The following is a 25639-nucleotide window of genomic DNA, read 5'->3' on the forward strand; positions in this document are numbered from 1 at the left end:
GCGGTTATAGCCATAGTCCTCACCCTAGTTGGTCAGTGTTGATGGGCTCCCCGCATGGGGAATGATGACGCGAAAAAAGGTGTTGTGGCCCTGGATCGTCAGATCTGAGGGCCACAACAACAGGAGGGGTAATGGGTCAGTAGGTGCCTTGGCCGGGGGCCCCGTAGCCGGGCTGTGCCTGTGGGGCGCCGTAGCCCGCCTGCTGGCCGGGGGCTCCGTAGCCGGGCTGCTGCTGAGCCGGGAACGCCTGGTTCGGGTCATAGCCCTGGCCGGGGGCTCCGTAAGGCGTCTGGGTCTTGTTCTTCTTGCTGCGGATGACGAAGAAGAGGGTCAGGCCACCGATGAGCGCCAGGGCGCCGGCTCCAACGACGATCCAGACCCACATGGGGATGGAGCCGTCTCTGCCCTTCACGGTGTGGGACTTGACGTCGGTGAAGGTGACCTTGTTGCCGTCGACCTTGCCGCCGTCGGCCTCTGTGACCTTTCCAGGGAAGGTGATGGTCTGGGTGACGTCAAGCTGGCCCGTGTCGCCGATTGCCTCGTCGGTGCCGATCTTGACGACGTACTCGCTGCCCTGATGCTTAATTGTGTCGTCGCTGTCCTTGATGGAGGCGGACCCTTCAATCGTGCAGGAAGTCGAGTCGCCATCCTCCTTGAAAGTGGCCTTGGCGTTCTTGGAGTTCTTGCCGAACTGCGTTTTCGAGAAATCGTCGACTTTACAATTGTCTTTGTTGAAGATGCCGAAACCGCTATTGTCGGTCATCACCGCTTTCACGGAGTAGGTGTCGTTGGACTTGATGACGATGTCTGAGGTGATCTTCAGGCCGGAGTTTGAGGAGTCGTCGGCCATGGGGGCGGCGTGCCCCGGGGTGCCGATCAGTGCGAGGGGTGCGGACAGGGCGAGCGCCGCAAGAGCTGTGAAGACGGACAGGGGCCTAGGGATGCGGTGAGCGATGGCAGGTGTCATGCCCACACAGTAGCGGGTCAGATGCCAGGTTGTAACCGGGTCGTTATGGGTATCGTTCCCCGCTCCGGGCAGACCGTCACCGGGGCTGCTGAGACGGGGGCTGGAAGTCAGTGGGACTGTGCCCTTCCTGGTAGGGCATGTGGGTGTACCCGGGTCCGGGTGACTGAGGTCCCCCCTGCTGGGCCCCGTAGGTGCTGAACACGCCTGCGCTTCCAGAGACCTGCGGTGGCGCGAAGACGCAGGTGTCCTGGCCCGGGTCGGCGTAGGGGGCGTAGCCGTCGCGAAGGTTGGTGACGGGATAGGGGTGGGTCGATCCCGGCATCGGCTGCAGGGGACCCGGGGAAGACTGGTACGGGCCACCGGTATAGATCTCCGGAGGCATGGTGCTGGTCGCCGCGGCACCCTGAAAGGCCTCGCCGTACGGCAGCGCCGGAGCCAGCTGCTTGGCGCGGCGAGTCCTCAGGAGGTACATCACGACGCCGATCACGATGAGGAGGACGACGGCGCAGGCCGTCGCAATCATCCACCACTGCAGGTGGAACGTGCCGTCCCCGCCCTCGGCGTGGAGGGCCTCGGGGCTCTCCAGCACGTTGTCCCAGGTGACCTTGTTGTCGTCATTCCTCCCGTTGGACTTCGTCACCTTCTCGGGAAAGGTCACGGCTATCGAGATCTTCATTCCTCCCGAGGCGCCCGAGGAGGAGGGGAGGGAGTCGTCCTGACCGAGCTTGCTCAGCGCCTCGGGGGACAGGTCGAAGACGTACTTCCCGCCCTGGTGCTTGATCGTCCAGATGTCGGTCTGCAGGTTGTTGAGTGGAACCGACTTGGCTGTGACCTGGCACGCCGGCTGCCCGTTGTGGGACGTGAAGGTGTAGATCGCCTTGACTCCCTTGGGCAGGGGGGTGGACTTCTCGAGCTTGTCCTGGGTGCAGCTCTCCCGGGTGATGAGTGACAGCCCCGATGAGTCCCACATGACGTAGGTCAGGTCGGCGGTCTCGTTGTCATGGATGACGAAGTCGTAGTGAGCCCCGCATCCGGACAGCAGCAGTGCCAGGCCGGTCAGTACCGCCACGGCCACGCGTCGCCTGACGGTGCGGGAGTCATGATTCATGCGTCGAGTCTAATTCGGTGCTGTGTCTACGCGGAACAGTCGGAATGCTCAGCGCCACCCTCGTGCTGCCTTGCGGGGTGCGCGACCGCTGCTGCGCCGTCGGAGGACGGCCACAGCCAGGATGCCGCCGAGCAGGGCCAGCCCCGCGGTCAGCCAGATGCGGGAGCGACTCCACCAAGATACGCCCTGAGAGTCCTGGGCGTAGCCCGAGGCGCTCACGCCCTTGGCCACCGTGTCCGGATCGTCCCAGGTGACCGTGGTCCCCGAGACCTTCCCCCCGCCGGACTGCGTCACCGCGCCGGGAAAGGTGACGGAGACCTTGGTGTCGACGATGCCCTTGAAGGACGCGTTGGTCGGTTGGGCTCCGCCCGGGCCGCCCGACGGCGCAGCAGAGGCCTGCGGTGCGCCCCCCTGTGCGTCACCGGACCCGTTGGCGTCCTGGGAGGGGTCGGAGGGGAAGGGCTGGATCGTCACCTTGTAGACCTCGCCGTCGCGAACGACGATCGTGTTCGGTTCGGCCTGAGAGGCCTGGGGGACCTTGACGCCGCTGATGGTGACCTGGCAGCCGAGTCCGTCGTCGCCGGTGATGGGCTCGGCCTTGACCGTGGTGCCCGCGGGCACGCCCAGAGCGGTGGGGTCGGAGTAGGCCGAGCAGTCGGGGGCCTTTCCCTTCGGGAAGACGGTCCCGGTCGTGTCGCGCATCTCCAGGGCGACGTCGTATCTGCCCTGGGAGCTGATGGTCATGTCCATGTGGGCGGTGCAGGCCGACAGTGTCAGACAGGCGACGGCCGCCACCACGGCCGGTCGAAGGCCCCGGGGTGCCGGCGGGCGGGGCAGGGCGTGCGGCAAGGAGCTCGTGGAACTGGACGCGGAGGACGGCGCGACGGGCATGCGGGCACGCTACACGCTCGCACTGGACCTTCACTGAGGGCGGAACGCCGCCATTTCAAAGGCGGCAAAAGCCGTCATCCTCCCGAATGTGGCCGATCACATGCTGGTCCGGCAGGGGAGTGAGGTCGAGTTGGGACCTTCGGCGATGTGACCTGAGGCGCCAGGTAGGGGAGGATGGCCCTCGACCGAGCGAACCGGCAACGGCGCGCTCACCGGATCAACATACCCAAGGAAGGGACTCGCATGACTGTGTCTGAGAAGGACGTTCGCGCCGCCGCGCCGGCTAACGCCCCTGAGGATGTCATCGAATTCGTCACGCGCATCGCCGAGCTGGCCAAGCCCGAGAACGTCTACTTCACGGACGGTTCACAGGAGGAGTGGGACCGCCTCACCACTGAGATGGTGGAGTCCGGCGTGTTCACGCGCCTCAACCCCGACAAGCGCCCCAACTCCTTCCTCGCGCGCTCCCTGCCCAGCGACGTCGCCCGCGTGGAGTCCAGGACCTTCATCTGCTCCGAGAAGGAGGAGGACGCTGGCCCGACCAACAACTGGTACGACCCGGCCGAGATGAAGAAGATCCTCAACGAGAAGTTCGACGGCGCCATGCGCGGCCGGACCCTCTACGTGATCCCCTTCTCCATGGGCCCCCTGGGTGGCCCCATCTCCCAGCTCGGCATCGAGATCACCGACTCCCCCTACGTGGTGGTCAACATGCGGATCATGACCCGCATGGGTGCGGCCGCCATGGACCTCATCAATGAGGGCCGCCCCTGGGTCCCGGCCGTCCACTCCGTCGGTGCACCGCTGGCCGAGCACGAGAAGGACACCACCTGGCCCTGTAACGACGAGAAGTACATCACCCACTTCCCGGAGACCAACGAGATCTGGTCCTTCGGCTCCGGCTACGGCGGCAACGCCCTGCTGGGCAAGAAGTGCTACGCGCTGCGCATCGCCTCGACCATGGCCCGCCGCGACGGCTGGATGGCCGAGCACATGCTCATCCTGCGTCTGACCGACGAGAAGAGCGGCAAGCAGTACCACGTCACCGCCGCCTTCCCGAGCGCCTGCGGCAAGACCAACCTCGCCATGCTCCAGCCCACCATCCCGGGCTACAAGGTCGAGACCGTCGGTGACGACATCGCCTGGATGCGCCCCGGCCCCGACGGCCGCCTGCGCGCCATCAACCCCGAGGCCGGCTTCTTCGGCGTCGCCCCCGGCACCTCCTACGGCACCAACCCGATGGCCATGGACACGATGAAGGCCAACACCATCTTCACCAACGTCGCCCTGACCGACGACGGTGACGTGTGGTGGGAGGGCATCGACGCCCCGATGCCGGAGCACCTCATCGACTGGCAGGGCAACGACTTCACCCCGGCCGACGCCGCCGAGGGCAAGAAGGCCGCCCACCCCAACAGCCGCTTCACCACCCCGGCCTCGCAGTGCCCGATCATCTGCCCCGACTGGGAGGCCCCCGAGGGTGTGGCCGTCGACGCCATCCTCTTCGGCGGTCGCCGCGCCACCAACGTGCCGCTGGTCGCTGAGCAGTACGAGAACGCCCACGGCGTGTTCATCGGCTCCGCCGTGGCCTCCGAGGTCACCGCCGCCGCCCTGGACGCCAAGGTCGGCTCCCTGCGTCACGACCCCATGGCCATGCTGCCCTTCTGCGGCTACCACATGGCCGACTACTGGTCGCACTGGCTGGAGATGCAGGAGAAGCTGGGCGACAAGTTCCCCAAGGTCTACCAGGTCAACTGGTTCCGCAAGGACGAGAACGGCAAGTTCATCTGGCCCGGCTACGGCGACAACTCCCGCGTGCTCGACTGGATCGTGCGCCGCGCCGCCGGCGAGGTCGAGGCCGTCGACGGCGTCACCGGCCGCTACCCCAAGTTCGAGGACTTCAACCTCGAGGGCCTCGACCTGGGCGAGGAGGAGTGGGCCAAGATGTACGACATCGACCCCGAGGCCTGGGCCGCCGAGATGGACGACACCGAGGAGTACTACAAGCAGTTCGGTGACAAGCTGCCCGAGGCCATCAAGGAGCAGCTCGCCAAGTTCCGTGCGCGCATTGACGAGGCCAAGAAGGCCTGATCGCCACTGAGGTCCTTCCCCGGGGAGGAATGAGGCGGGGGCTCCGACCGGTTCGCCGGCTGGAGCCCCCGCTCGTTGCTGCTCTTGCTCCTTGCTGCCGGCTCAGTGGCGGCTGTGCGCAGTGTCGGCGTCGAGAACGCACTCTCAGGCCCGAGAGCTGAGCGCCGGGGGCACAGTCCTCGGATCGTGTGGGGCGTCCTCGCGGGGCGACGTCGCAGACGGGATGGTGAACGATGCTCATCGGAGAATGCGAATTGGCGCCGCGGTCGCTTCTACAGTGACGAAGGGCCGATGGTGGGAGCGTGGATCGCTTTCCCAACGTGCCGGTGACCTGCAGCGGCGTGGAAAGGGCGGAGCATGGAATGGCGGGACAACGACCGCGGTGGCGGTCGGGGGAACCTGTTCGATGAGACGCTGGGGAAGTCGATGCGGTGGTGGGCGACGGAGACGTCTGATGGGCGCCTGCTCCTGCGACGCTCGGTGATGATCCGCTGCTGTGCGTTGGTGGCGCTCGTGGTGGGGGTGCCCGCCATGATCTACAACGTGCTGCCGCTGATGAGCCCCTACATCACCGAGTATGAAGTCAAGGACGCCATGATCGGGGCGATCATGTTCGGCATTCCGGTGGTCTGGGCGATCAATACCCTGAGGCGTCGGACGGTGTTGAGCAAGAACGGCATCACCATGCGCCGCCTGCTGTTCACCGAGCGGCGCCCCTGGGAGTCGGTGGGCTCGAGGTTCACGCTGTCCACGCTCAATCTGACTGAGGACGCGGCGCACAGCGGGTTCATTGAGCGGACTCGGATCGCCATCGAGAACGGCGACGACGATGCCATCCGGCTTCCCGGGTGCGTCATCGGGATGACATGGGGGAGCTCTGAGGACCGTGCCTCTGCGGCTGTGGGGGACTTGCAGTACTACATCTACGCGCGGGGGTGGGGTATTTCGGAGGAGGTCGCTGTCAGCGAGGACCCACATCTCGTGGCGGCCAGGGTACGGCACGGGGCGGAGAAGATGCTGCAGCGCAGCCGTCTGGTGTTCCGTACTCCGCTCTGGCGCAGAATCAAGGAGCACCTGTGCAACGGCGGGCTCTTCCTCATCGGCGTGGGGGTGCTGTTCCTGGTGATCGGTGGTCAGCAGCTGTTCTTCGAGACGGAGCCGCTCAGCGGATCGGATATCGCCTTCGCGTTACTCTTCCTTCTGCTCGGTCCGGTGACCATGGCGTATCCGCTCTACAAGATCTACGAGTGCTTTCAGCGAGTCGTCGTGGACGAGCAGGGGATTCGCGTGGGAAGACGCTCGTGCGTCTGGCCGGAGTCCCGCTCCGGACTGTTCGTTGCTGGGGACCGGATCTTCGTCGTCTATGGCAACGGCAGGCACCTGGCCCTGGATGGTGCCGGTGTCACGTGGGGGAGCTTTCAGCGCAGACAGGAGCAGCTGGTCGCCAGGTGTGAGGCGATCTGGCTCTGGGGGGTCGCCCATGGCGCGACCCGGGAGACCGGTCGTTATGTCCCCCTTGGGAATGCCGGCATGCAGGAGGAGCGCGAGATCCTTGAACGCGGGATCGGCTTAGCGGTTCCTCGCCGGGGTCAGCCCGCTTGATTCTGTGCGGCCAGGGCCCGGTGGCGCCAGATCAGCAGGATGATGGCAAGGATCCAGCAGATCGCCCCGGCGGCCAGGCCAGCGATGAGGGGCACCGTGAACTTGCTGAACGTGAAGGTGGGGCCTACGAGGATCGCGTCGGTGTTGTCCAGGCCCTCGCATGAGACCCGGTAGTCTCCCGCCTTGTCGGCTTTGAATGTGAGAACCGAGCTGAAATCGCCGTCGTTGTTGGAGACATGCGTCCCGCCGCTACGGGAGGTGGGGACCTCCTTGCCGTCAGGGGCAAGGACGGTGCAGCTGTTGACGGTGGCGGCGTTCGACACGTACAGGGCGCGCTCGTCATTGCTGCTCAGGCTGACCTGCTGTCCGTTAGTGATGACGTCACCACTGGTGGCGATGCTGGCGGCGACGATGGCCGACCCGATGCCCCCGATGAACAGCCCCATCACTGGGCCGATGACGAACAGGATGATCGCCATGACCAACTTTCCGACGTGCGTCTGGCGGGGACGCTGCTGCCCGTAAGGGGGTACAGCCTGATACGGGGGCTGGTATGGCGGCTGATACGGGGGCTGATTCTGGGGAGTCGACATCGATCCGTTTTCTGGCTGTGCTTCAACTGCCGTTGTAGCGTAGCAAGTCAGGTTTTCTGCGAAGCGGCCTATTTCCGTCCCTCAGCCGTTGGGCCCTCGACGAAGGAGACTCCGCACTCTTCGGCAGCGCGGAGCGGCGCTCGCCTTCCGATCAGAGCCGCCGAGAGCCGCAAGGCGACGTGCACTCTCCACTCTGACCAAGGTCTCCAGACCGGCCCGCAGCAGCTCGGTGCGCTCAGTGATGCCTGTGAGCTCCTGCGCGTTGGCAATGAGGTCATCACTGAGTGTCACAGTGGTTCGCACGATACCTCCTGCACCAGAATCGTCATTAGGTGATGCAAGTTCTAGAGCGGTTCGGATGGGATGACCAGCCCCGCCGTCGCGACCAGGGCGGCCGGACCCGCACGGTGCGCGCTGGTCGCTCACCACGTTCTGATCCTCACGCACCAGTCGGGCGGGGCCACCGGTGGGCCCGCCCGACTGCGTCCGGGAAGCGAAGGCGCTGGGAGAAATGTGAAGGCAGAAGGAAGCACCCTCATGGCCGGACACGGCTCAGGTTACTCCGCCTGCCGACCCTCGGTGCCCTGGCCCGCGTCGAAGGCCGCCTCCACCGTGACCTCCGCGGGGCCCAGCAGCGCCAGAATCCGCTCGGTCTGCCACGGCAGGATCCCGCCCTCACCGAAGACCAGCTCGGCCTCATCGGGGTCCTCGACGACGACGTCGGCCAGGAGCCCCAGCAGGTGCACCAACGGCATGCGCCGCCCCTCCAGCAGGTCGAGCAGGTGCGCCAGGACCCGGTTGCTGCTGCGATCCAGGTTCGCCACCTGGTGCTCACCCACCCCCACGGGCAGGTCCCACCAGATGAGGCGGCGCTCGGCGAGGTCAATGACGAAAGGCGTCGCGTTGAACGTGGGAGAGACCAGATCGAGGCGCTGCATGACAGTGGAGGCCTCGAAGACCTCCCCGCGCTGCAGGTCCGTGCCGCGGGCCATCGCCCCCGTCCAGCACTCGGGCACCTCGCTGAGCCGGTGGTGGGAGAAGGAGTGGACCGTCATGACGACATAGCGCCACCCCTGGTGCAGCGCCTCGGCCAGGGTGACGTCGATGAACTCGGCCGCCCCGTCGGGCGCCGAGGTGAGGTCGCCGGAGTGCACGGCCGCCGTCGAGCGCAGGTTGTAGTAGGCGATCTGCTCGGTGCGTGCGAGGTCCTCGGAGACGAAGAAGGCCGACAGGTCCAGGTCCACGCGGGTCCCTCGGCCATCCTCGGCAACAGGTCCGGCAGGCTCCGGGGTCTCGGGTGGGTGCTCGGGCAGGTCGTGCCAGTGCAGGAAGAAGCGGATCGTCTCGCCCTCGGGCAGCGGCAGACGGGTGCCGCGCCCCGCCGTGCGCAGGCCCGGCGAGGCCGAGCGCAGACCCAGCGGGGCCGTGTAACCCTCATAAAGCCCCTGGTCGACGGCGATCCGCCCCAGGTGCGCCCGCCGGCTCAGGGCCTCCTCGACGACGCGAACCACCTCCGCGTCGACGGGGCCGGGGCGGCGGGTGGAGGGGATGAGCGTCGTCTTGGTGCCCACGGCCGCCTTGATGGCAACGACCCGCCACGGCAGGGTGTCTGGCCCGGGGGAGGAGAAGTACTCCCACAGGCGCACCAGGACCGGAAGAGAGACCTCGGGCGCGACCCGGGCGAACTCGGCGACCACGCGCTTGCGGGCGGCGTCATCGGCGCACAGCCGCAGCAGGTGGTTGAGTCGGCGGGCGAAGACCCCGGGGCGGGCGGCCAGCAGGCGAAGAGCTCCCTCAACGTCGCGGCGCGCCAGAGCCTCCTCCAGGCGGGAGGTGAAACCCGCTTCGGCGCCCCCGGAGGCGACCTGGTGCAGCAGCGCGGCGGCTCGCGGGAAGCGGCGTGCGTAGTCGCCGGGACGCAGGTGACGGGCCAGGCGCTTCCACCGCTCGCAGCGCCGACCCATCTCCTCGGCGCAGTCCCGGCCGTCCTGGACCTGCCCGACGGCGTCGAGCAGCCCCAGCAGCCGACGCCGCTGGGCGCGGGAGAAGGAGGGGAACCGGCACGGCTCGGCCAGGGAGACATCACCACCCGCCAGGGCGACCGCCAGGCGCAGCACGTCAGTGACGGTGCGGTAGGAGGCGGAGAAGTCCAGCCCGGGGAAGGTGACGGTGAGGACGGCGAGGTTCTCCTTGACCGCCACGTGCGGCGCCCGAGTAGGACCGAAGTCGCGCAGGGCCGTCAGGTCCGCGCGGTCCTGGGCGCTGAAGGGGGTCGCCTGGGCGACGAGGTCGGCCACGATCCGCTCCAGGTCCTGCACCGTGGCCAGGCCCAGCTCGGTGAGGGCGTTGTCGTCTCCCGGCAGGGGCTGGCGGGGGCTGGGCCGGTAGTCCGGCAGGATTCGGACCCCGACGACGTCGCCCAGGTAGTGCAGGGCGGCATTGACCAGCAGCGTGGCCTCGGAGGCGGTACGGACCTGGACGGGGAAGTCTGGGTAGAAGGGCCGGTAGTCGGCGGCCGGGGAGCCGGAGGTGAGGCGGGCGGCGGCATTGACCAGCGCCCAGGCCTGCTCGGGGCGGGTGAGGGCCGCCCGGGCGGGGTCGGAGAGCCGGTAGCCCAGGGCGCGCAGCGTGGTCAGGGCCGCGTCGACACCCGCGTCGCTGCCCCGCTGCGGCGCGGGCTCCGCACCCTGCGTTGAAGCGGAGCGCGACGGCGCCGGCCCGTCGGCGGCCGGCGGGAGATGGACGGCCCCGAGCCGGTGGATCGTCACCGCGTTGAGCTCCGCGGCGGCCTCAGCACCGGGGGAAGGGGCAGCCGGCGTGCCGGCTCCAGCCGCGAGCGACCTCCTGGCAGGGAACTGATCGACTTCCACCCGGGCCTCCTGACACATCGCCCTCCAGGGACTCCTCTCCCCGGAAGCGGCTTGAGCCTACCGGGAGCATCGCTCCTCGCACTGGGGGTGGAAGGCGGCTGGGTGACTCAGTAGCGTCCGTACGAGTTCTCCAGCAGTGTCCGAAAGGAGTCGATCTCAACCTCAACCTTGCTGAATCCGCTGGTCACCTCGACTCCGTGGTCCCCGATCTGGAACAGGCGCATGAGGAACCCGTCGTTCGTGGTGCGTATCCCGTAGGGGAACCCATAGCGCTGCTCCAGGGCCTGGGCGATTCGCCAGGTGTAGTCGGCCACGTGGCGGTCGTCGAAGCGCAGCCGCTCCTCCTCATCCCCCTCAGGCTTAGTGACCACCTCGATGCCCCAGGTGTCGGAGAATCGCGATTTCTCCGCGAGCCAGCCGTCTCCGCGCAGAATGGGGCGGTCCAACCTGATGCCCGGGCAGCCGCCGAGCCGCTTGAGGACGCTCGTGATGGCGGCGCCGTCGAGGACCTGCTCGACGACGGAGAGGATCTGGGGGATGGACAGTCCGATCCGCATCGGTACGACCTGCCAGTTCACCGGTGGCCGGTCGGGACCGGTGGGTGCGGGCGTGGAGGCGGCCAGCCTGCGAAGCTCATCCATCGTCATTGCGGGCCTGGGTGAGTCCTTCCCCCGATCCTCCAGGAGGAAGTCGATATCGTCCCTTTCCATATCGTTCTCGTCTCCGCTGGGGCTGGCGGCGATGAGACCATAGTCGCCGAAGCCCTCGGAGCCGGCGAAGCGGATGTCTATGAGGGGGCGTCCTCCGGCCAGGCCGGCGACGACGTCGCGCATACTGATCTGGCTTCGTTCGCTGCCGAGGAGATGGCGGGGGATGAGGACCTGCTCCCCGGTGGACTCGACGGTGACCGTGAGGCCCTCGGCCGTGCCGGTGAAGGAGACGAGGCCCAGACCCGAGGCGCCCATGTCCCAGCGGAGGGTGAAGGGGCGGCGCCACTGCGGCGGCATGAGAGCCAGGTTGTCGGGAAGGCCGCCGAGAGTCTTCGCCGTGGTCTGCCCGAACATCTCCCAGTTGACGACGTAGGCCTCTCCGGGGCCCCAGTCACTGACCGGCTCCCGTCCAAGTTCTACCGTCCATAAGTATGGATAGTCCTCGGCCTCGCCCCACTTGAAGCTCTGAAACTCGTCGGTATCGATGGGGTAGGTGGGGTTGTAGGAGTTGACAGTCAGCTCGTACTCGTCTCTCAACGGGCGATAGTCCGGCTCGATCTCGATGATCCGCTCCCCGACCCGCCAGCGGAAGAAGAGGTCCGGACCGTAGACGGCGAAGGACCCGGTGCCCAGGATGTCGGCGGCGTCGAGCAGGAAGCGGTGCACGTCCGCCCCGGTCAGGGTGGTGCCCATCAGAGAGGCCACACGGTTAGACATCTCCACCTCGGGGTTCACGGTGCTGTTCACGTCTGTCCTCCGTCTGTTGCCCTGCCGACCTGCTCACCCCAGCATATGCGTCATCTCGCGGATTCATCAGGGTCACTCTCCCCATGGAAAGTGCCTGGCCCTGGGCTTCTGGGCAGTGGCCCAAGCATCTAGGCTGACCGCATTCGACCTCCGCTGGACTCATGCGTCGGACTTCTGCGAGAACCAGTGGGCAGAGTAGGGGGGAGCATTGGATAACAGCGAGTGGGTGACCCATGCGGGACATGACTGGAGGATCCTGAATCCAGGCCGGCAAGGTCCCGATCACCTGAGGCTCGGAATGATCCTCGACTACGGCGTCGTCGACGAGGGGCCGTCGCGGATCGGCACGCTGGCTCTGCTTTCGGCGGCGCTGAAAGCGGATCTTCAACGTTCCATCAATGTCAGGGGCGCCCAGTCTCCCCCGCCCCTGGTCTCAGTGGACGTGGGGACCATCTCAACCACCGTCATGATCGAGGGGCGGAGCCGAGCCGTCCTGGCAGCCTGGGACCGACTCGGCGGGCTCCTCGCCGCACCGGGCCTGGCTGTACCGGCCGAACCGGCGCCCACTCCCAGACCGGTCTGGCCGCAGGACCTGGCTGCCTACACCGGCGCCAATGCGCTGACGCTGGGCGACCTGCGCATTCGGGGACCGCGGAACCTCGACGTCGCCGACGCTCTCCTGGCCCATGTGGCACCCGCAGCCTGCCGGGTCCGCCACACCTTCGTCACCGACGACCCGCGCGCCGTCGGCACCGGGTGGAGTGGACAACCGTCCTACGGCGTCGCTCCGGCGCGGCGACTCCTCGAGGCCGGCAGGCAGCCCACCCTGGTGCCTTGTGACCGGGACGGCGTCATCGTCTCCGTGGCCGTCCCCGCAGGGATACGGGGACGCGCCGAGGTGGACTCCCTCAACCTGAGGATCGGGAACGCTCTGGCTGACCTCGGCCACCACCCGCGGGTGCACCGGGAGCCGATCCCGCTGGGAAACCTTGACGTCGTCATCTTCTGCCTCGCCGATGAGGACGCCGCCAGGGCCTGCCGACACCGCGTCCTGGAGCAGCTGCTCAACCGACGGTCACACCCCGCCGGCGAGGATCTGGTGAACCGCCTCCACATCCCCCTGCGCGACGACACTGCGGACCTCCTCGATACCGGGTGCATCGACGTCAGGGAACCGTGGCTGCCCGACGATGCCAACAGCCTCCTGTGGGCCGATGCGCCCCCGGCGGATGACACCGGCTCGAGCCTCCACCACTCCGTTCACCTGACCGACCATCTCATCGCCGAGGGGTTCTACCTGCGGACGTGTGACGCGGAGGGCAGGATGAGGAACGAGTGCATCGGGCAGGCCCGTGTCGTCAACCTCGACAACCTCGCCGTCATCGTCCGGCAGACGCAGAACGTCGTCGAGTTCATCGACCACCAGCTCAACCGCGTGCCTCTGCCATGGCCGGACATCATCACCTCCCCGACCTTCAAGGACGACCTCGGTCCCTACCTCGACGCACTCCCGCGCTACGTCCTGGAGAACTGATCGATCCGGGACTGAGGCGCAGCCGATCCGAGGAGACCGCTCCACCAGTCCTCACCGCCGGACATACATGCCCTGCCGAACGTACAGTCCCCGCAGTTCCGGGCGTGGTTATGGCCTCCATCAACTAGGCTGAGGCTGTGAAGATCCTGCTCCTCGGCTCCGGCGCGCGCGAGCACGCCCTGGCCCGCGCCCTCGCCCGTGATCCGCAGACCACCGAGCTCCTCGTCGCCCCCGGAAACCCCGGCACCTCGGCCATCGCCACGAACCTCAACATCGACCCCAGTGTCCCCGAGGAGGTCGTGGCCCTGGCCACGCAGATGAAGGCCGACCTCGTCGTCGTCGGCCCCGAGGCGCCCCTGGTAGCCGGTGTCGCCGACGCCGTGCGCGAGGCCGGGATCCCCTGCTTCGGACCCGGTGCCGAGGCCGCCCGCCTGGAGGGCTCGAAGGCCTTCGCCAAGGAGATCATGACCGCCGCGGGCGTCCCCACCGCCGAGGCCGCCGTGTGCACCACCGAGGCCGAGCTGACCGCCGCCCTGGACCGCTTCGGGGCCCCCTACGTCGTCAAGGAGGACGGCCTGGCCGCCGGCAAGGGCGTCGTCGTCACCGACGAGCGCCCCGTCGCCCTGGCCCACGGGCATGCCTGCCTGACCCGCGGCAGCGGTCGCGTCGTCGTCGAGGACTACCTGGACGGCCCCGAGGCCTCCGTGTTCTGCGTGTGCGACGGAGCCACCGTCCGCCCCCTGGCACCCGCCCAGGACTTCAAGCGGCTCCTCAACGACGACGCCGGCCCCAACACCGGCGGCATGGGCGCCTACTCGCCCCTGTCCTGGGCCCCGGCCGACCTGGTCGAGCAGGTGGTGCGCGAGATCGCCCAACCCGTCGTCGACGAGATGGCCCGCCGCGGCACCACCTTCATCGGCCTGCTCTACTGCGGCCTGGCCCTGACCAGCCGCGGCCTGCGCGTCGTCGAGTTCAACGTCCGATTCGGCGACCCCGAGACCCAGGCCGTCCTGGCCCGCCTGACCTCCTCCCTGCCCGAGCTCCTCCACGCCGCCGCCACCGGCCGCCTCGCCGAGGTCCCCGAGCCCACCTGGTCCGAGCAGTGCGCCGTCGACGTCGTCATCGCCGCCCCCGGCTACCCCGGAACCGTCACCACCGGCGGCACCATCACCGGGATCGAGGCCGCCGAGGAGCTCGACGACGTCCACGTGCTGCACGCCGGCACCGGCACCACCGAGCGTGGGGAGCTGGTCGCCGTCGGCGGGCGGGTCCTGTCCGTCGTCGCCCTGGGAGCGAGCGTCGAGGCGGCGCGGGAACGCGCCTACAAGGCCGTCGAGCGCATCAACCTCGAGGGGGCCCAGTACCGCACCGACATCGCCCGGGCGGCCAGTGCCGGCGGTGCCGACGGGGCCGAGTAGCCGAGTAGCTGAGTAGAGCCTCCTGACCGTCGCGACCACGGCGAGCATCTCGCCGTGCGCTGAACCCTCCGAAGGCCGCGCCGCCAGACCCGGCCGCGGAGGCGACGCGCGTGACGCACGCACTTCTTCCGAGACCAAACGCACACCGCTCGTCTCTTTCCTGAGGGAGTACTGCGACCCTTCTCCGGATGGTGAGGGGCGGATTCCGGCACCGGTGTTGGCCCACATCAGTCCGCTGCCTGACTGCTCGGAAGGGGTGGGAGAAGAGATCCGTTCCCATCCCGTCGGTGGGATTTGCTCCGGTCGCGCCCCGGCTCCCACCGACGGGCCGGCCCGGATGAATGGGCGTCATGGCGCGGCAAGCGGGCGGGCATCCAGTGGTGAGCCCTGCGGGCGACGCAGCGGCCCGGAATCGGACACAGGGTGCCCGCCGATGGCAGGATGGGGGTATGACTCAGTCCGCGAGCTCCGCCTCAGTTGGTCCCAGTGCCTCAGCAGCCGGCTCCCGGCCCCCCGCCGTCCCCGGGTGGGCGCACCGCTCCAGCGGCAAGGTCCGGGACGTCTACGCCCCCACCTCCGACGGCCCGTGGGGCGGGCAGGACGTGCTCCTCGTGGTCGCCTCGGACCGCATCAGCGCCTACGACCACATCCTGGCCACCCCGATCCCGGACAAGGGCAAGGTCCTCACGGCCCTGAGCGCCTGGTGGTTCGAGCGGCTCGCCGACGTCGTCCCGAGCCACCTCGTCTCCCTCGACGTCCCCGCCCAGGTCGCCGGACGCGCCATGATCTGCCGGCGGCTGGAGATGTACCCGGTGGAGTGCGTGGCCCGCGGCTACCTCACCGGCTCCGGCCTGGTCGAGTACCGACAGGGCCGCTCCGTGTGCGGCGTCGCCCTGCCCGAGGGCCTGACCGAGGCCTCCCGCCTGCCCGAGCCGATCTTCACCCCCGCCGCCAAGGCCGAACTCGGGGAGCACGACGAGAACGTCGCCTTCGAGCGCGTCATCCAGATGGTGGGGGAGGGGCCCGCCACCGCCCTGCGCGAGACCACCCTGGCCCTCTACTCCCGGGCCGCCGAGATCGCCCGGGACCGCGGCATCATCCTGGCCGACACCAAGTTCGAGCTCGGCACCGACGCCGACGGCGAGCTGATCCTGGGAGATGAGGTCCTCACCCCCGACTCCTCCCGCTTCTGGCCAGCCGACGCCTGGGAGCCCGGCCGGGTCACCCCCTCCTTCGACAAGCAGTACGTGCGCGACTGGCTCACCTCCCCGGCCTCCGGCTGGGACCGGGACGGCGGCCAGGAGCCCCCCGCACTGCCCGACGACGTCGTCGAACGGACCCGAGCCCGCTACCTCGAGGCCTACGAGCGGCTGACCGGCCACCCCCTGGAGCTGTCATGACCACGACCTCACCCACGTCGGACCTCCCCGATACCGGGAGCACCGCCCGCGCCTTCAAACCGGGGCCGGGCTTCTACGTCCTGGTCGGCCTCATCGTCCTGACGATCGTGCTGGCGCTGTCGGCCGCCATCACCTCCGCCCTTGGGGCGGACGAGACCTCCCGCATCCTGGGCGGTATCGCCCTGGTCCTGGTGGGGCTGGGCATGCTCGCCTCCTTAAGGCTCTCCGCACGCTCCCTGGTGGTCAACGCCCCCCGCCTGCGCCTGGAGCGCAACCGGGTCCGCGCGGCCCAGGCCCGGCAGCTCAGCGAGTCCTCCAAGAAGGGGGGAAGCGGCAAGGGGGCCAAGGGCTCCCCGTCCTCGCAGCGGGGCCCGGGGGCCGACGGCGCACGCCTGCCCGGCACCGATCTGGCAACGCTCACCGTGCCGGGAACCAAGGTGCTCGTGCCTGAGTCGACAGGTCGGCGTGAGCTGACCACCCTCGACGTGGTCTCGGGCCCCGTCACCACCGCACTGGCCGCGACGTCATTCGGGCGTGCGGTCGACGAGCGCCTGGCCGGGACCTCCACCGGCGAGACCCTCATCCGTGTCGGCCAGCTCCTGCTCGGCGCCACCGGCTTCGTGCTCGTGGCCCTGGGGCTCGCCTCCATCCTGGGACAGGTGATCTCATGACCCCTCGTGACCGACGTCCCGACAACGAGCAGGGGCCCGTCAACTGGGGCATCATGCCCAAACGGACCCCACGACCGAAGAGCGCCTCCACCCGGCCCGGCGGCAGTGGCCTGCTTGAGGTCGTCCGCTCCGGCAACAACCCCGCCCCCACCGGCTCGGCTGCCTCGTCCACCTCGGGAGGCTCCGCGGCCTCCGGCGCCGGCTCGGTCGACGGCTCCGCCGGCGCCCGCGAGGCGGGCGGCACGGGTGACGCGGCGGTCATGACGGAAGAGGACCTGCGCTCGGCCGCGGCCCAGGCCATCGCCTCAGGAACCGCTGACGCCGTCGACGCCGCCATCGCCATTGACCTGGCCGACGTGTCCGACGACGACGCCGGCTGGGCCGACTCCGCCCGGTCCGCCGGCTCGCCCGCCTCCCCGGCCATCCTGCACGTTGACAGCCGGCCCTCCGACACCCCCGGGGGCCACGGTGAGCCCGACCCGACGGGCACCCCGGACCCGCTCCCCGCCAGCGCCGGCAGTGCCGCCGGCGCCCCCGGCTCCCCGTCCCCCCAGCAGGAGCGGGCCGCCGGCAGCGCCGACGGTCGCTCACCACGGCCCGTCGTGCGCCCCACCGCCGTCGAGGGACCGGGAAGCGCGCCCCAGACAGGAGCCACCACCACCCGTGTCTTCACCATCTCCCAGGGCAGGCCCGAGGCCGTGCCCAGCGGCGCCTCAGCGGCTTCTGTGGCCTCCGCACCGCCGCCGGCGACCGCAGCACCGGCCGTACCAGCAGCGCCGGCAGCGTCGGCCGCCCCAGCCCCCGGCGTGGGAACCCCCTCCGCCCGCGGCCGCGGCTACCAGACGCGCCCCAGTGCTGCGTCCACTGCTCCCGCTGCGCCCACGAGCCCAGCGGCCCAGCCGCCCGAGGGCGAGGAGGACGACGCCGGCATCCTGGCCGAGTCCAGCGCCTGGGAAGCGGCCACCAACGCCCTGGACGCCGAGGAGATCCAGGCCCAGGGAGGCACCGACTGGGGTGTGGGACGCGGCCCCGCCAAGGGGCGCGGCCCCCGCCGCCCCTCCTCGGGCACCGACTGGGGCGTGGGGCGCGGACGAGCCAAGAGCTCCAGCGCCCGGCCCCGCTCCCCGTGGCCGGCAGCCGTGCGCCGCCAGCGCCTGGCCGGCGTGGCCTTCGCCCTGCTGGGGCTGGTCCTGGCCACCGCCTCGGCCATGAACCTGGCCCGCAACGCCGAAGCCGGCCACCCGTGGATTCCGCCGTGGCTCGTCGCGGTCCTCGGCGGGGCCGGGCTGGTGGCCGCCGCCGGCTACCTCGCCTGGGCCGGAGGCACCCCGGTGCGCCGCGAGGCCGAGCGCTGGAAGCCCGGCGTGCTCGATGCCGCCGCCGGTCTGACCACCGGGTCCGTCAAGGTCCACGACCCCGCCCGGCTGGTGGCCCGCGCTCGCGGACCGCTCCTGCTGGGCACCTCCGAGCGCGGCGACGAGACGGCCCCCACCGTGGACTCCGGCCCCACGCCGGTCATGGGGACCTCCACCGTCGACCAGTCCATCCACGCCCCCGCCGGTGTCGCCGGCGCCGTGGGCGGGTTCATGCTCGCCAGCGCCGTGGTCTGCGCCGTCGTCGCCCTCATCCTGGGCTCTAGCTGGCTCATCGCCACCGCCGCCCTCACCCTGGGCGGAGTCCTGGCGATCCGGCTGGCCGGCGAGTGGCTCGGCCAGGTCTGAGCCCGCGCGGGCCCGCCAAGTCACTGCCCCGGGCTGCATGCGGGTAGTCTTGGGCTGCGCACTCATCCCGCCTTATCCGAGGAGCACCCATGGGACGCATCGTCGTCGAGGTCATGCCCAAGCCCGAGATTCTTGACCCCCAGGGCAAGGCGGTGGTCGGAAGCCTTCCCCGCCTCGGATTCGAGCAGTTCACCGGTGTGCGTCAGGGCCGCCGCTTCGAGCTGACCGTGGACGGCCCCGTCACCGAGGAGCACCTGGCCGCCGCCCGCGAGGCCGCCGGCACCCTCCTGTCCAACCCGATCATCGAGGACGTCGTCTCCGTCGCCGCCGACGAGGAGGCCTGAGCCGTGAGCGAGTCGCCCAGCAGCTCCCCCGCCGCCCGTATCGGCGTCATCACCTTCCCCGGGACCCTCGACGACGTCGACGCCGCCCGCGCCGTGCGCCTGGCCGGGGCCGAGGCGGTGAGCCTGTGGCACAAGGACGCCGACCTGCGCGGGGTCGATGCCGTCGTCGTGCCCGGAGGCTTCTCCTACGGCGACTACCTGCGCTGCGGCGCCATCGCCCGCTTCGCCCCCGTCATGGAGGAGGTCGTGGCCGCCGCCGAGCGCGGCATGCCGGTGCTCGGCATCTGCAACGGCTTCCAGATCCTCGCTGAGGCCCACCTCCTGCCCGGCGCCCTCCTGCGCAACGCGAACCAGCGCTTCATCTGCGTCGAGCAGCGCCTGCGCGTGGAGAACACGCAGACCGCCTGGACCAACCGGTACGCGGAGGGGGAGGAGATCGTCGTCCCCATGAAGAACGGCGAGGGTAACTTCATCGCCTCCCCCGAGGAGCTCGACCGCCTCGAGGGGGAGGGGCTCGTCGTCTTCCGCTACGTGGGCAACCCCAACGGCTCGGCCCGCGACATTGCCGGCGTGCGCAACGAGCGCGGTAACGTCGTCGGGCTCATGCCCCACCCCGAGCACGCCGTGGAGCCCGGTTTCGGTCCCGGCTCACAGGCCGGCCCGCGCACCGGGACCGACGGCCTGGGAGTCTTCCGCTCCGCCATCGACTCGCTGCTGTCCGTCTGAGGCCGCCGGGCTCGCTCCGGCAGCGCCGCTTCTGACGGTCATCAGGGGGCGAGAACCAGAACACCCCGCTCCTCCAAGTTATCCACAGATCCGTGTCGGGCCTGTGTGGAACTGTGGAGAGGGCGGGGTGACTCCTTGCCCGGACCTCCTCGGAGCGGTCTTGTTCGAGTTGCACGACGATGAAGAGTGTGCCGTCGCCGTCGCCGGGGTCGTGGCTGTTGGAATCCCGGGGACAGGACCCGACTGATCGGCCAGTTTCCCTGTCTTTCCAGCCAAAACTCTGTCTATAGCGATGATGCCCCAAGGTGTGCGGGAGTGTTTGTGGGAAGCCTCCAGCATGATCGCTCACCCGGGTTGGAGGTCTCGAACGGGTCTTGTGCACAGGGGGAGTGGCGACATTCCACGAACCCACACACCCCTGCACAAGCCTGTGGACACGACCTGTGGATAACTCCGCTCAGGGTGTGATGAAGCCCCCTTCGCGGTCCTCCTGGGTGGGCCGTCCGGGTGCCGTCTGAGAAGGCCTGAGGGACACGATGGTCGGGTGAGGTGTGGCAGACCATTGATCAGCAGACGGCAGTGCGCGACTTCAGGTGCGTCTGCGCTCCGTGGCCTTCGCGGCCTCGGGAGATGGTGGTTCTGGCGCTGTGGTGGTTGCTGAAATCGTGCGAGGGCAGGCGGCTCGGATCCACCTGCGATCAACCTTCCCCCAGCCCTGTGGGGGCGGCGCAACGCGCCCCCGCAGACCTCCGCAGGCTCATCGGCCGGCCTGCGGTTTGCGTCCAGGACGTACGTCTTCCACCAACGACTGCGCTCGGAGCCCAGATGCGTGCGGGAGAACGCAGTCGCTGACCACGAGGTGCGTCCCGATCAGCATGAGTACCGGACGGTCGCTCCTAGATTGCCACCTCCCAGCCCGAGTGGGTCTGCGTAGCGTCGGGGCGCGCTCAGAGCCGCCAGCCCCCGAGGGCGCACCGCGAGGGAGGTGGGGTCATTGGCGTCAAAGTGTCCAGATGGGACGACTTCGACGCCAGGGTCTGCGAGTGCCGTTTGTATCTGTGCAGGTCAGGGTGATTCAGCTTGGCTCGGCCTGCACATAGCGACTTCAAAGTCGTCCCGTTTGGACAGCATCCGCCCTGCCTGGTCCGCGAAGAGTAGGCGGTGTCACCAGTGCGAGTCACATTCACCGAGAGTCGGTGGGTGGAGTATGGGACAGCCTATCGAAAACTAAGTGGCTCTCCTTGAATAAGCCTCCATGCCTCGTGATAGGCGGTGACAACACGTAGGGCGGCGTCGGCAGCGGTCTTGTTGTCAGTGGTCATGTGCGGCTCCTCAATGAAGTGACTTATGGCGTCGCTGTGTGACGTGCTCGTTGGGTCGGGCCCCAAGAGGCCTGACGGCGGTCCTTGGAGGACCCCTCATGCCCTCCGGGATTTCTTGCCTACCGATTGCCCGCCGGTGACGGTGCGGTTGTGGCGCATGGCAACGTCGATCCAGAAGGCGAGGCGGGTGTCGTCGGCGATGGCCTCGGGGGCGACGGTGATCCAGCCGGGCCTCATGACTCGCCCGGTCCCCATCTGGGCCTGCTCGGCGCCCGGCTCGCTCAGGAGCGTCTCGTGGCGGTCGGCGGCAACACGCACCAGGAGGTCCCCGGCCTTTCCGGCGCTGACGATCATCTTGTCGTTGACCATGATCGCCCGGCCTCCGAACATGGGGACCTCGCGCACGTCCGGTTCGTCGTCGACCAGCGCGCGGATGCGCTGAACGAGGTGGTGCTGCTCGGGTGTCATGGCTGCCATGGCGTCGTCTCCCGTTGATGGTCAGTCGGTCAGTGGTTGCCAGTGGTCCGGCCCGGAGCCGGCGTTGAACCCCGGCCTCCGAGCTCCCCCCTTGGGCGAGCGCTGCGCGTTCGTAGGGTAGCCCTCGCGTTCGTAGGGTAGGTCGCGAGTTCGTACCCTGAACCCCCGAACGCGAGGCATAAGGTACGAACGCGACGGCGGCCTACGCGGCCGGCTCCTCCTCGGCGACGCGGGGTCGTCCACGCGTAGCATGGGGAGCAGCACCATGGACACCGACATCCCCGCCAGGCGTCTTTCGTCGGCTCGTCAGCCCACCAGGTCGGCCACGATCTGCAGGAGGTCCTGCAGGTGCCGGTTGGACAGGAACTCCCGGCGCACGGACTCGTGGGCGGCCAGCCCCATCTCCTGGGCCCGCTCGGGGAAGAGCAGCAGGTCGCGCACGGCCTCGGCCCAGGCGACTCCATCGGCCGGGTCGACCAGGACGCCGTCGACGCCGTCATCGATCTGATCGCGGATGCCGCCTACCGCGGAGGCGACCACCGGGGCCTTCTTCCACATCGCCTCGGCCACCGTCAGCCCGAAGGCCTCGATGAGGGAGCGTTGGGTGACCACCGAGCTGACTCGCTGGACGGCGTTGACGACGGTGGCGTTGACCTCACGGTCCTCCATGCTCACAGCGGCCACGTGGATTCGCGAGGCAACCGATTCCGGCAGCACCGAGCAGCGCTCCACGATCTGGGTGAGGGTGGCCTGCGACTCGCGCCCGTCCGGGGTCGGGCCGACCAGCAGCAGGTGGGCGTCCTCGGGCAGCACGGCGATGTTATCGGCGAAGGCCTCCACCAGCTCCAGGCCGCCCTTGAGTCGGTCCCAGCGGTTGACCTGGGTGATGACCCGGGCGCCCAGCGGCACAGGGTCGCCGGCCAGGACCGGGTCCTCGGGCAGGCCGCGGAAGGCGTCGGCGCGTCCGTCATAACGCATGAAGGGCACGGCCTCGAAGGGTGGCTCGCCGGCGAAGATCCCCGACAGGCGCGCCACCGACCAGGCCTCGTCCAGGTCCAGGACCCGGTTCTTGGGGGAGTCGGCGTCGATGGAGGGGGCCAGGACCGCGCAGCGCTCGGCCTCGATGTAGGGCGGGCGGTACTCGGGGCGGGAGACGATGACGAGGTCCACGTCCTCCAGGTAGCGGTCCAGGAAGGCCCAGGCGTAGTCAGCGGCCTCGCCCGCGCCCTCGGCCCCGGCGTGGCAGCGCCAGATGACGGTGGCGCCCGCCGCCTTGAGGGCCTTGGCCAGGCCCGCCGTGGGTGGGTCGTGAAGGATGACGATGTCGTCGGGGCGGACCTCCTCGACGATGTTCTCCGCGTTGGAGGCCAGAACGTGCTCGTAGATGTCGCGCTGCTTGTCCCCGAGCTTGCCACCGTCGCCGTGGTCCCCGTGGATGCCGGCGTGCAGGCGGGCCGCGATCCGGGTGAACTCCTCGGGGGCGTCCAGGGTCAGCCAGCGCACATTGAGGCCGGCGCCCAGGGAGTAGCCCACGAGGGGGGCGACCGTCTCCGCCGGTCCCGAGCCGGCGGCGGCCGACGGCGTGACCGTCCACACGGTGTGCCCCTCCAGCAGGGCCTCGGCGCCCGTCAGGCTCGTGTGCAGTCGTTTGATGGCTACCTCGTCCAGGTGGCTCTCCAAGTGCGACAGGGGCAGCGGGGCGACGTCGATGTCTCTCATGCCATGATCTTCCCCCGAAATCCTGTGAGGCGCAGCACTTTGAGTGTGGGCGTGGCGTCTTGTTGCCGTTTCGGCATTCTTCTGGCGGGCTTCCGCAGCGCCCTGATCGGGCGAACGCGGTGTTCTCGGCGGGAGCGGAGGGTGTGTGGAGTGCGATCCCGCGAGGGTCGTGGTGTGAGGTGCTGCGGGGGCGCGGGTAGGCTTGGCTCGGCCGCACTCCCTCTTCAACCAGGAGCCCCCATGGCGTCCGAGCCCGTGATCCCAGCCGCCCACCCCGACACCGTCGCCGACGCCGCCGCGACGCCCGAGCGGGAGATGCCCTGGAAGGAGCTGGGCCTCAAGGCCGACGAGTACGAGTCCATCCGCGGGCTGCTGGGGCGCCGCCCCACCAACGCCGAGCTGGCCATGTACTCGGTCATGTGGTCCGAGCACTGCTCCTACAAGTCCTCCAAGATCCACCTGCGCCAGTTCGGCGCCAAGACCACCCCCGGAATGCGCGAGCACCTCCTGGTCGGCATGGGTGAGAACGCCGGCGTCGTCGACATCGGCGACGGCTGGGCCGTGACCTACAAGGTCGAGTCCCACAACCACCCCAGCTACGTCGAGCCCTACCAGGGGGCCGCCACCGGCGTGGGCGGCATCGTGCGCGACATCATCTCCATGGGGGCCCGGCCCGTGGCCGTCATGGACCAGCTGCGCTTCGGCGCCGTCGACCACCCCGACACCGCGCGCGTCGTCCACGGCGTCGTGGCCGGCGTGGGCACCTACGGCAACTCCCTGGGCCTGCCCAACATCGGCGGCGAGACCGAGTTCGACTCCTCCTACCAGGAGAACCCGCTGGTCAACGCCCTGTGCGTGGGTGTGCTGCGCCACGAGGACATCCACCTGGCCAACGCCACCGGCGCCGGCAACAAGGTGGTGCTCTTCGGAGCCCGCACCGGCGGCGACGGCATCGGCGGGGCCTCCATCCTGGCCTCGGAGTCCTTCGAGGACGGCATGCCCGCCAAGCGCCCCAGCGTCCAGGTGGGCGACCCCTTCATGGAGAAGGTCCTCATCGAGTGCTGCCTGGACCTGTTCGGCGCCGGGCTCGTGCTCGGCATCCAGGACCTGGGCGCCGCCGGCATCTCCTGCGCCACCTCCGAGCTGGCCTCCAACGGTGACGGCGGCATGCACGTCGACCTGGAGAAGGTGCTCCTGCGCGACCCCACCCTGACCGCCGGGGAGATCCTCATGAGCGAGTCCCAGGAGCGCATGATGGCCGTCGTCGCGCCCGACAAGCTCGAGGAGTTCATGGCCGTCATCGACAAGTGGGACGTCGAGGCCGCCGTCATCGGGGAGGTCAACGGCTCGGGCCGCCTGACCATCGACCACTTCGGGGAGCGGATCGTCGACGTCGACCCGCGCACCGTGGCCCACGAGGGCCCCACCTACGAGCGCCCCTACGCCCGCCCCGCCTGGCAGGACGCGCTCAACGCCGACACCACCGAGCGCCTGGCCCGCCCCGAGTCCGCCACCGAGCTCGCCGAGCAGGTGCGCGCCGTCGTCACCAGCCCCAACCAGGCCTCCACCGCCTGGGTGACCAACCAGTACGACCGCTTCGTGCGCGGCGACACCGCCCTGTGCCAGCCCGACGACGCCGGCGTCATCCGCGTCGATGAGGCCACCGGCCGCGGCGTGGCCATCTCCACCGACGCCAACGGCCGCTTCACCAAGCTCGACCCGGCCACCGGCGCCGCCCAGGCCCTGGCCGAGTCCTACCGCAACGTGTGCACCGTGGGCGCCCGGCCCCTGGCCGTCACCGACTGCCTGAACTTCGGCTCGCCGGAGGACCCCGACGCCATGTGGCAGCTCGTCGAGGCCATCACCGGCCTGGCCGACGCCTGCGCCGCCATGGGTGTGCCGGTCACCGGTGGCAACGTCTCCCTCTACAACTCCCACGGCAAGGTCAAGGGGCAGATCGACTCCTCGATCAACCCCACGCCCGTCGTCGGCGTCCTGGGCGTCATGGACGACGTGCGCTGTGCCAACCCCTCGGGCTGGCACGAGGAGGGCCTGGCCATTATGACCCTGGGCGCCACCACTGACGAGCTCGACGGCTCGGCCTGGTCCCGCGTGGTCCACGACCACCTCGGCGGGCTGCCCCCGCGCGTCGACCTTGAGGCGGAGATGGCGCTCGGGCGGGTGCTGCTGGCCCTGAGCGAGGCGGAGGGGCCCGACGGCGAGTCGCTGGTGCGCGCCGCCCACGACTGCTCGACCGGCGGCCTCATCCAGACCCTCGTGGACTCCTGCCTGCGCTGCGGCGTCGGGGCCAGCGTGGACCTGACCGCCATCCAGGAGGAGGGCGTGGACGACTTCACCGCCCTGTTCTCCGAGTCCGGGGCCCGCGCGATCCTCGCCGTGCGCGAGGAGCTCGTGCCCGCCGTCACCGCGGCCGCCGAGGCCGAGGACGTCGCCGTGGCGCGCCTGGGGACCACCGGTGGTGACCTGCTCGCCGTGGCCGGCAGCGACCTGCTCTCCGACGGCGGTGCCGGGCGTCCCCTCGTCCTGGACCTGGCCGAGCTGAGGGACGACGTCGAGGGCGTCCTGCCGGCGCTGTTCTGAGCGCACTCGTCCACCGTCACCTTCGCGGGACGCGGCTCAACTGGGAGCCATGTCCGTGAGGGGTCGTTGGTCCTGGTGAGTGTGCTGATCGTCCGGTTTGGACTGCTAGGTGTTTTTCGGACAGTGC

General features: G+C 69.4%; 19 protein-coding genes. 10 read left to right on the forward strand and 9 right to left on the reverse strand.

The annotated features are described in order from the left end of the window. Positions 1-136: 136 nt before the first annotated feature. The 3 genes from HMPREF2883_RS00635 to HMPREF2883_RS00645 form a co-directional block, all read right to left on the reverse strand. Positions 137-967, reverse strand: coding sequence for an LppM family (lipo)protein (locus HMPREF2883_RS00635; protein WP_070658225.1), 831 nt, complete (start codon positions 965-967; stop codon positions 137-139). A 76-nt stretch (positions 968-1043) separates the two neighbouring features. Further along, on the reverse strand, positions 1044-2075 hold the full coding sequence (locus HMPREF2883_RS00640) for an LppM family (lipo)protein (protein ID WP_070658227.1): 1032 nt from the start codon (positions 2073-2075) through the stop codon (positions 1044-1046). Between the two features lie 48 nt (positions 2076-2123). Beyond that, a complete protein-coding gene (locus HMPREF2883_RS00645; protein WP_070658229.1) occupies positions 2124-2966 on the reverse strand; it encodes an LppM family (lipo)protein in 843 nt (280 codons plus the stop codon). Between the two features lie 243 nt (positions 2967-3209). Here HMPREF2883_RS00645 and HMPREF2883_RS00650 point away from each other — a divergent pair, with 243 nt between their 5' ends. Both HMPREF2883_RS00650 and HMPREF2883_RS00655 read left to right on the forward strand, forming a co-directional pair. Further along, complete coding sequence (locus HMPREF2883_RS00650) at positions 3210-5057, forward strand: phosphoenolpyruvate carboxykinase (GTP) (RefSeq protein WP_070658231.1); 1848 nt, start codon at positions 3210-3212, stop codon at positions 5055-5057. A gap of 357 nt (positions 5058-5414) precedes the next feature. Then, positions 5415-6659 (forward strand): hypothetical protein, encoded by a 1245-nt coding sequence (locus tag HMPREF2883_RS00655; protein ID WP_070658234.1) that lies wholly within the window; start codon positions 5415-5417, stop codon positions 6657-6659. On the opposite strand, the gene HMPREF2883_RS00660 is transcribed toward HMPREF2883_RS00655, so the two are convergent. From HMPREF2883_RS00660 to HMPREF2883_RS00670, 4 genes are all read right to left on the reverse strand, one after another. Further along, positions 6647-7138, reverse strand: a complete 492-nt coding sequence (locus HMPREF2883_RS00660; RefSeq protein ID WP_256277253.1) for a hypothetical protein — start codon at positions 7136-7138, stop codon at positions 6647-6649. The two genes, HMPREF2883_RS00655 and HMPREF2883_RS00660, sit on opposite strands and share 13 nt — an antisense overlap. 195 nt (positions 7139-7333) lie before the next feature. Next, positions 7334-7801 (reverse strand): type II toxin-antitoxin system VapB family antitoxin, encoded by a 468-nt coding sequence (locus tag HMPREF2883_RS15805; RefSeq protein ID WP_346477255.1) that lies wholly within the window; start codon positions 7799-7801, stop codon positions 7334-7336. An 8-nt stretch (positions 7802-7809) separates the two neighbouring features. Beyond that, entirely contained in the window at positions 7810-10122 is a 2313-nt protein-coding gene (locus HMPREF2883_RS00665) for a TerD family protein (protein WP_070658238.1), read from the reverse strand. A 107-nt stretch (positions 10123-10229) separates the two neighbouring features. Then, on the reverse strand, positions 10230-11579 hold the full coding sequence (locus HMPREF2883_RS00670) for a hypothetical protein (RefSeq protein WP_070658240.1): 1350 nt from the start codon (positions 11577-11579) through the stop codon (positions 10230-10232). 298 nt (positions 11580-11877) lie between these two features. Between HMPREF2883_RS00670 and HMPREF2883_RS00675 the strand changes: the two genes are divergently transcribed. The 7 genes from HMPREF2883_RS00675 to purQ all read left to right on the forward strand — a co-directional run bounded on the left by HMPREF2883_RS00675 (position 11878) and on the right by purQ (position 19393). Next, positions 11878-13113, forward strand: coding sequence for a hypothetical protein (locus tag HMPREF2883_RS00675; RefSeq protein WP_070658243.1), 1236 nt, complete (start codon positions 11878-11880; stop codon positions 13111-13113). Between the two features lie 137 nt (positions 13114-13250). Beyond that, positions 13251-14531, forward strand: a complete 1281-nt coding sequence (gene purD / locus HMPREF2883_RS00680; RefSeq protein WP_070658245.1) for a phosphoribosylamine--glycine ligase — start codon at positions 13251-13253, stop codon at positions 14529-14531. 449 nt (positions 14532-14980) lie between these two features. Further along, entirely contained in the window at positions 14981-15931 is a 951-nt protein-coding gene (locus HMPREF2883_RS00685) for a phosphoribosylaminoimidazolesuccinocarboxamide synthase (RefSeq protein ID WP_070658247.1), read from the forward strand. Further along, the gene (locus tag HMPREF2883_RS00690) at positions 15928-16602 is read left to right on the forward strand and encodes a hypothetical protein (RefSeq protein ID WP_070658249.1); all 675 of its coding nucleotides are present in this window, start codon (positions 15928-15930) and stop codon (positions 16600-16602) included. Before HMPREF2883_RS00685 ends, HMPREF2883_RS00690 begins: the two co-directional genes overlap by 4 nt. Further along, positions 16599-18323: a hypothetical protein gene (locus HMPREF2883_RS14970; protein ID WP_070658251.1), complete on the forward strand. Its 1725-nt coding sequence runs from the start codon at positions 16599-16601 to the stop codon at positions 18321-18323. Before HMPREF2883_RS00690 ends, HMPREF2883_RS14970 begins: the two co-directional genes overlap by 4 nt. An 89-nt stretch (positions 18324-18412) precedes the next feature. Next, the gene (locus HMPREF2883_RS00700; RefSeq protein ID WP_070658253.1) at positions 18413-18667 is read left to right on the forward strand and encodes a phosphoribosylformylglycinamidine synthase subunit PurS; all 255 of its coding nucleotides are present in this window, start codon (positions 18413-18415) and stop codon (positions 18665-18667) included. A gap of 3 nt (positions 18668-18670) precedes the next feature. Then, entirely contained in the window at positions 18671-19393 is a 723-nt protein-coding gene (gene purQ, locus HMPREF2883_RS00705) for a phosphoribosylformylglycinamidine synthase subunit PurQ (protein WP_070658254.1), read from the forward strand. Positions 19394-20811: 1418 nt separating this feature from the next. On the opposite strand, the gene HMPREF2883_RS00710 is transcribed toward purQ, so the two are convergent. Next, positions 20812-21192, reverse strand: coding sequence for a TfoX/Sxy family protein (locus HMPREF2883_RS00710; protein ID WP_070658255.1), 381 nt, complete (start codon positions 21190-21192; stop codon positions 20812-20814). Between the two features lie 306 nt (positions 21193-21498). Further along, positions 21499-22911 carry a glycosyltransferase gene (locus tag HMPREF2883_RS00715; protein ID WP_070658256.1) on the reverse strand — a complete coding sequence of 471 codons (1413 nt, stop codon included), beginning with the start codon at positions 22909-22911 and terminating at the stop codon, positions 21499-21501. 240 nt (positions 22912-23151) lie between these two features. On the opposite strand from HMPREF2883_RS00715, the gene purL reads away from it, so the two are divergent. Beyond that, positions 23152-25512, forward strand: a complete 2361-nt coding sequence (purL, locus tag HMPREF2883_RS00720; RefSeq protein ID WP_070658257.1) for a phosphoribosylformylglycinamidine synthase subunit PurL — start codon at positions 23152-23154, stop codon at positions 25510-25512. Positions 25513-25639: the final 127 nt, after the last annotated feature.

Source organism: Actinomyces sp. HMSC075C01 (assembly GCF_001812965.1).
GTDB classification, from domain to species: domain Bacteria; phylum Actinomycetota; class Actinomycetes; order Actinomycetales; family Actinomycetaceae; genus Actinomyces; species Actinomyces acetigenes.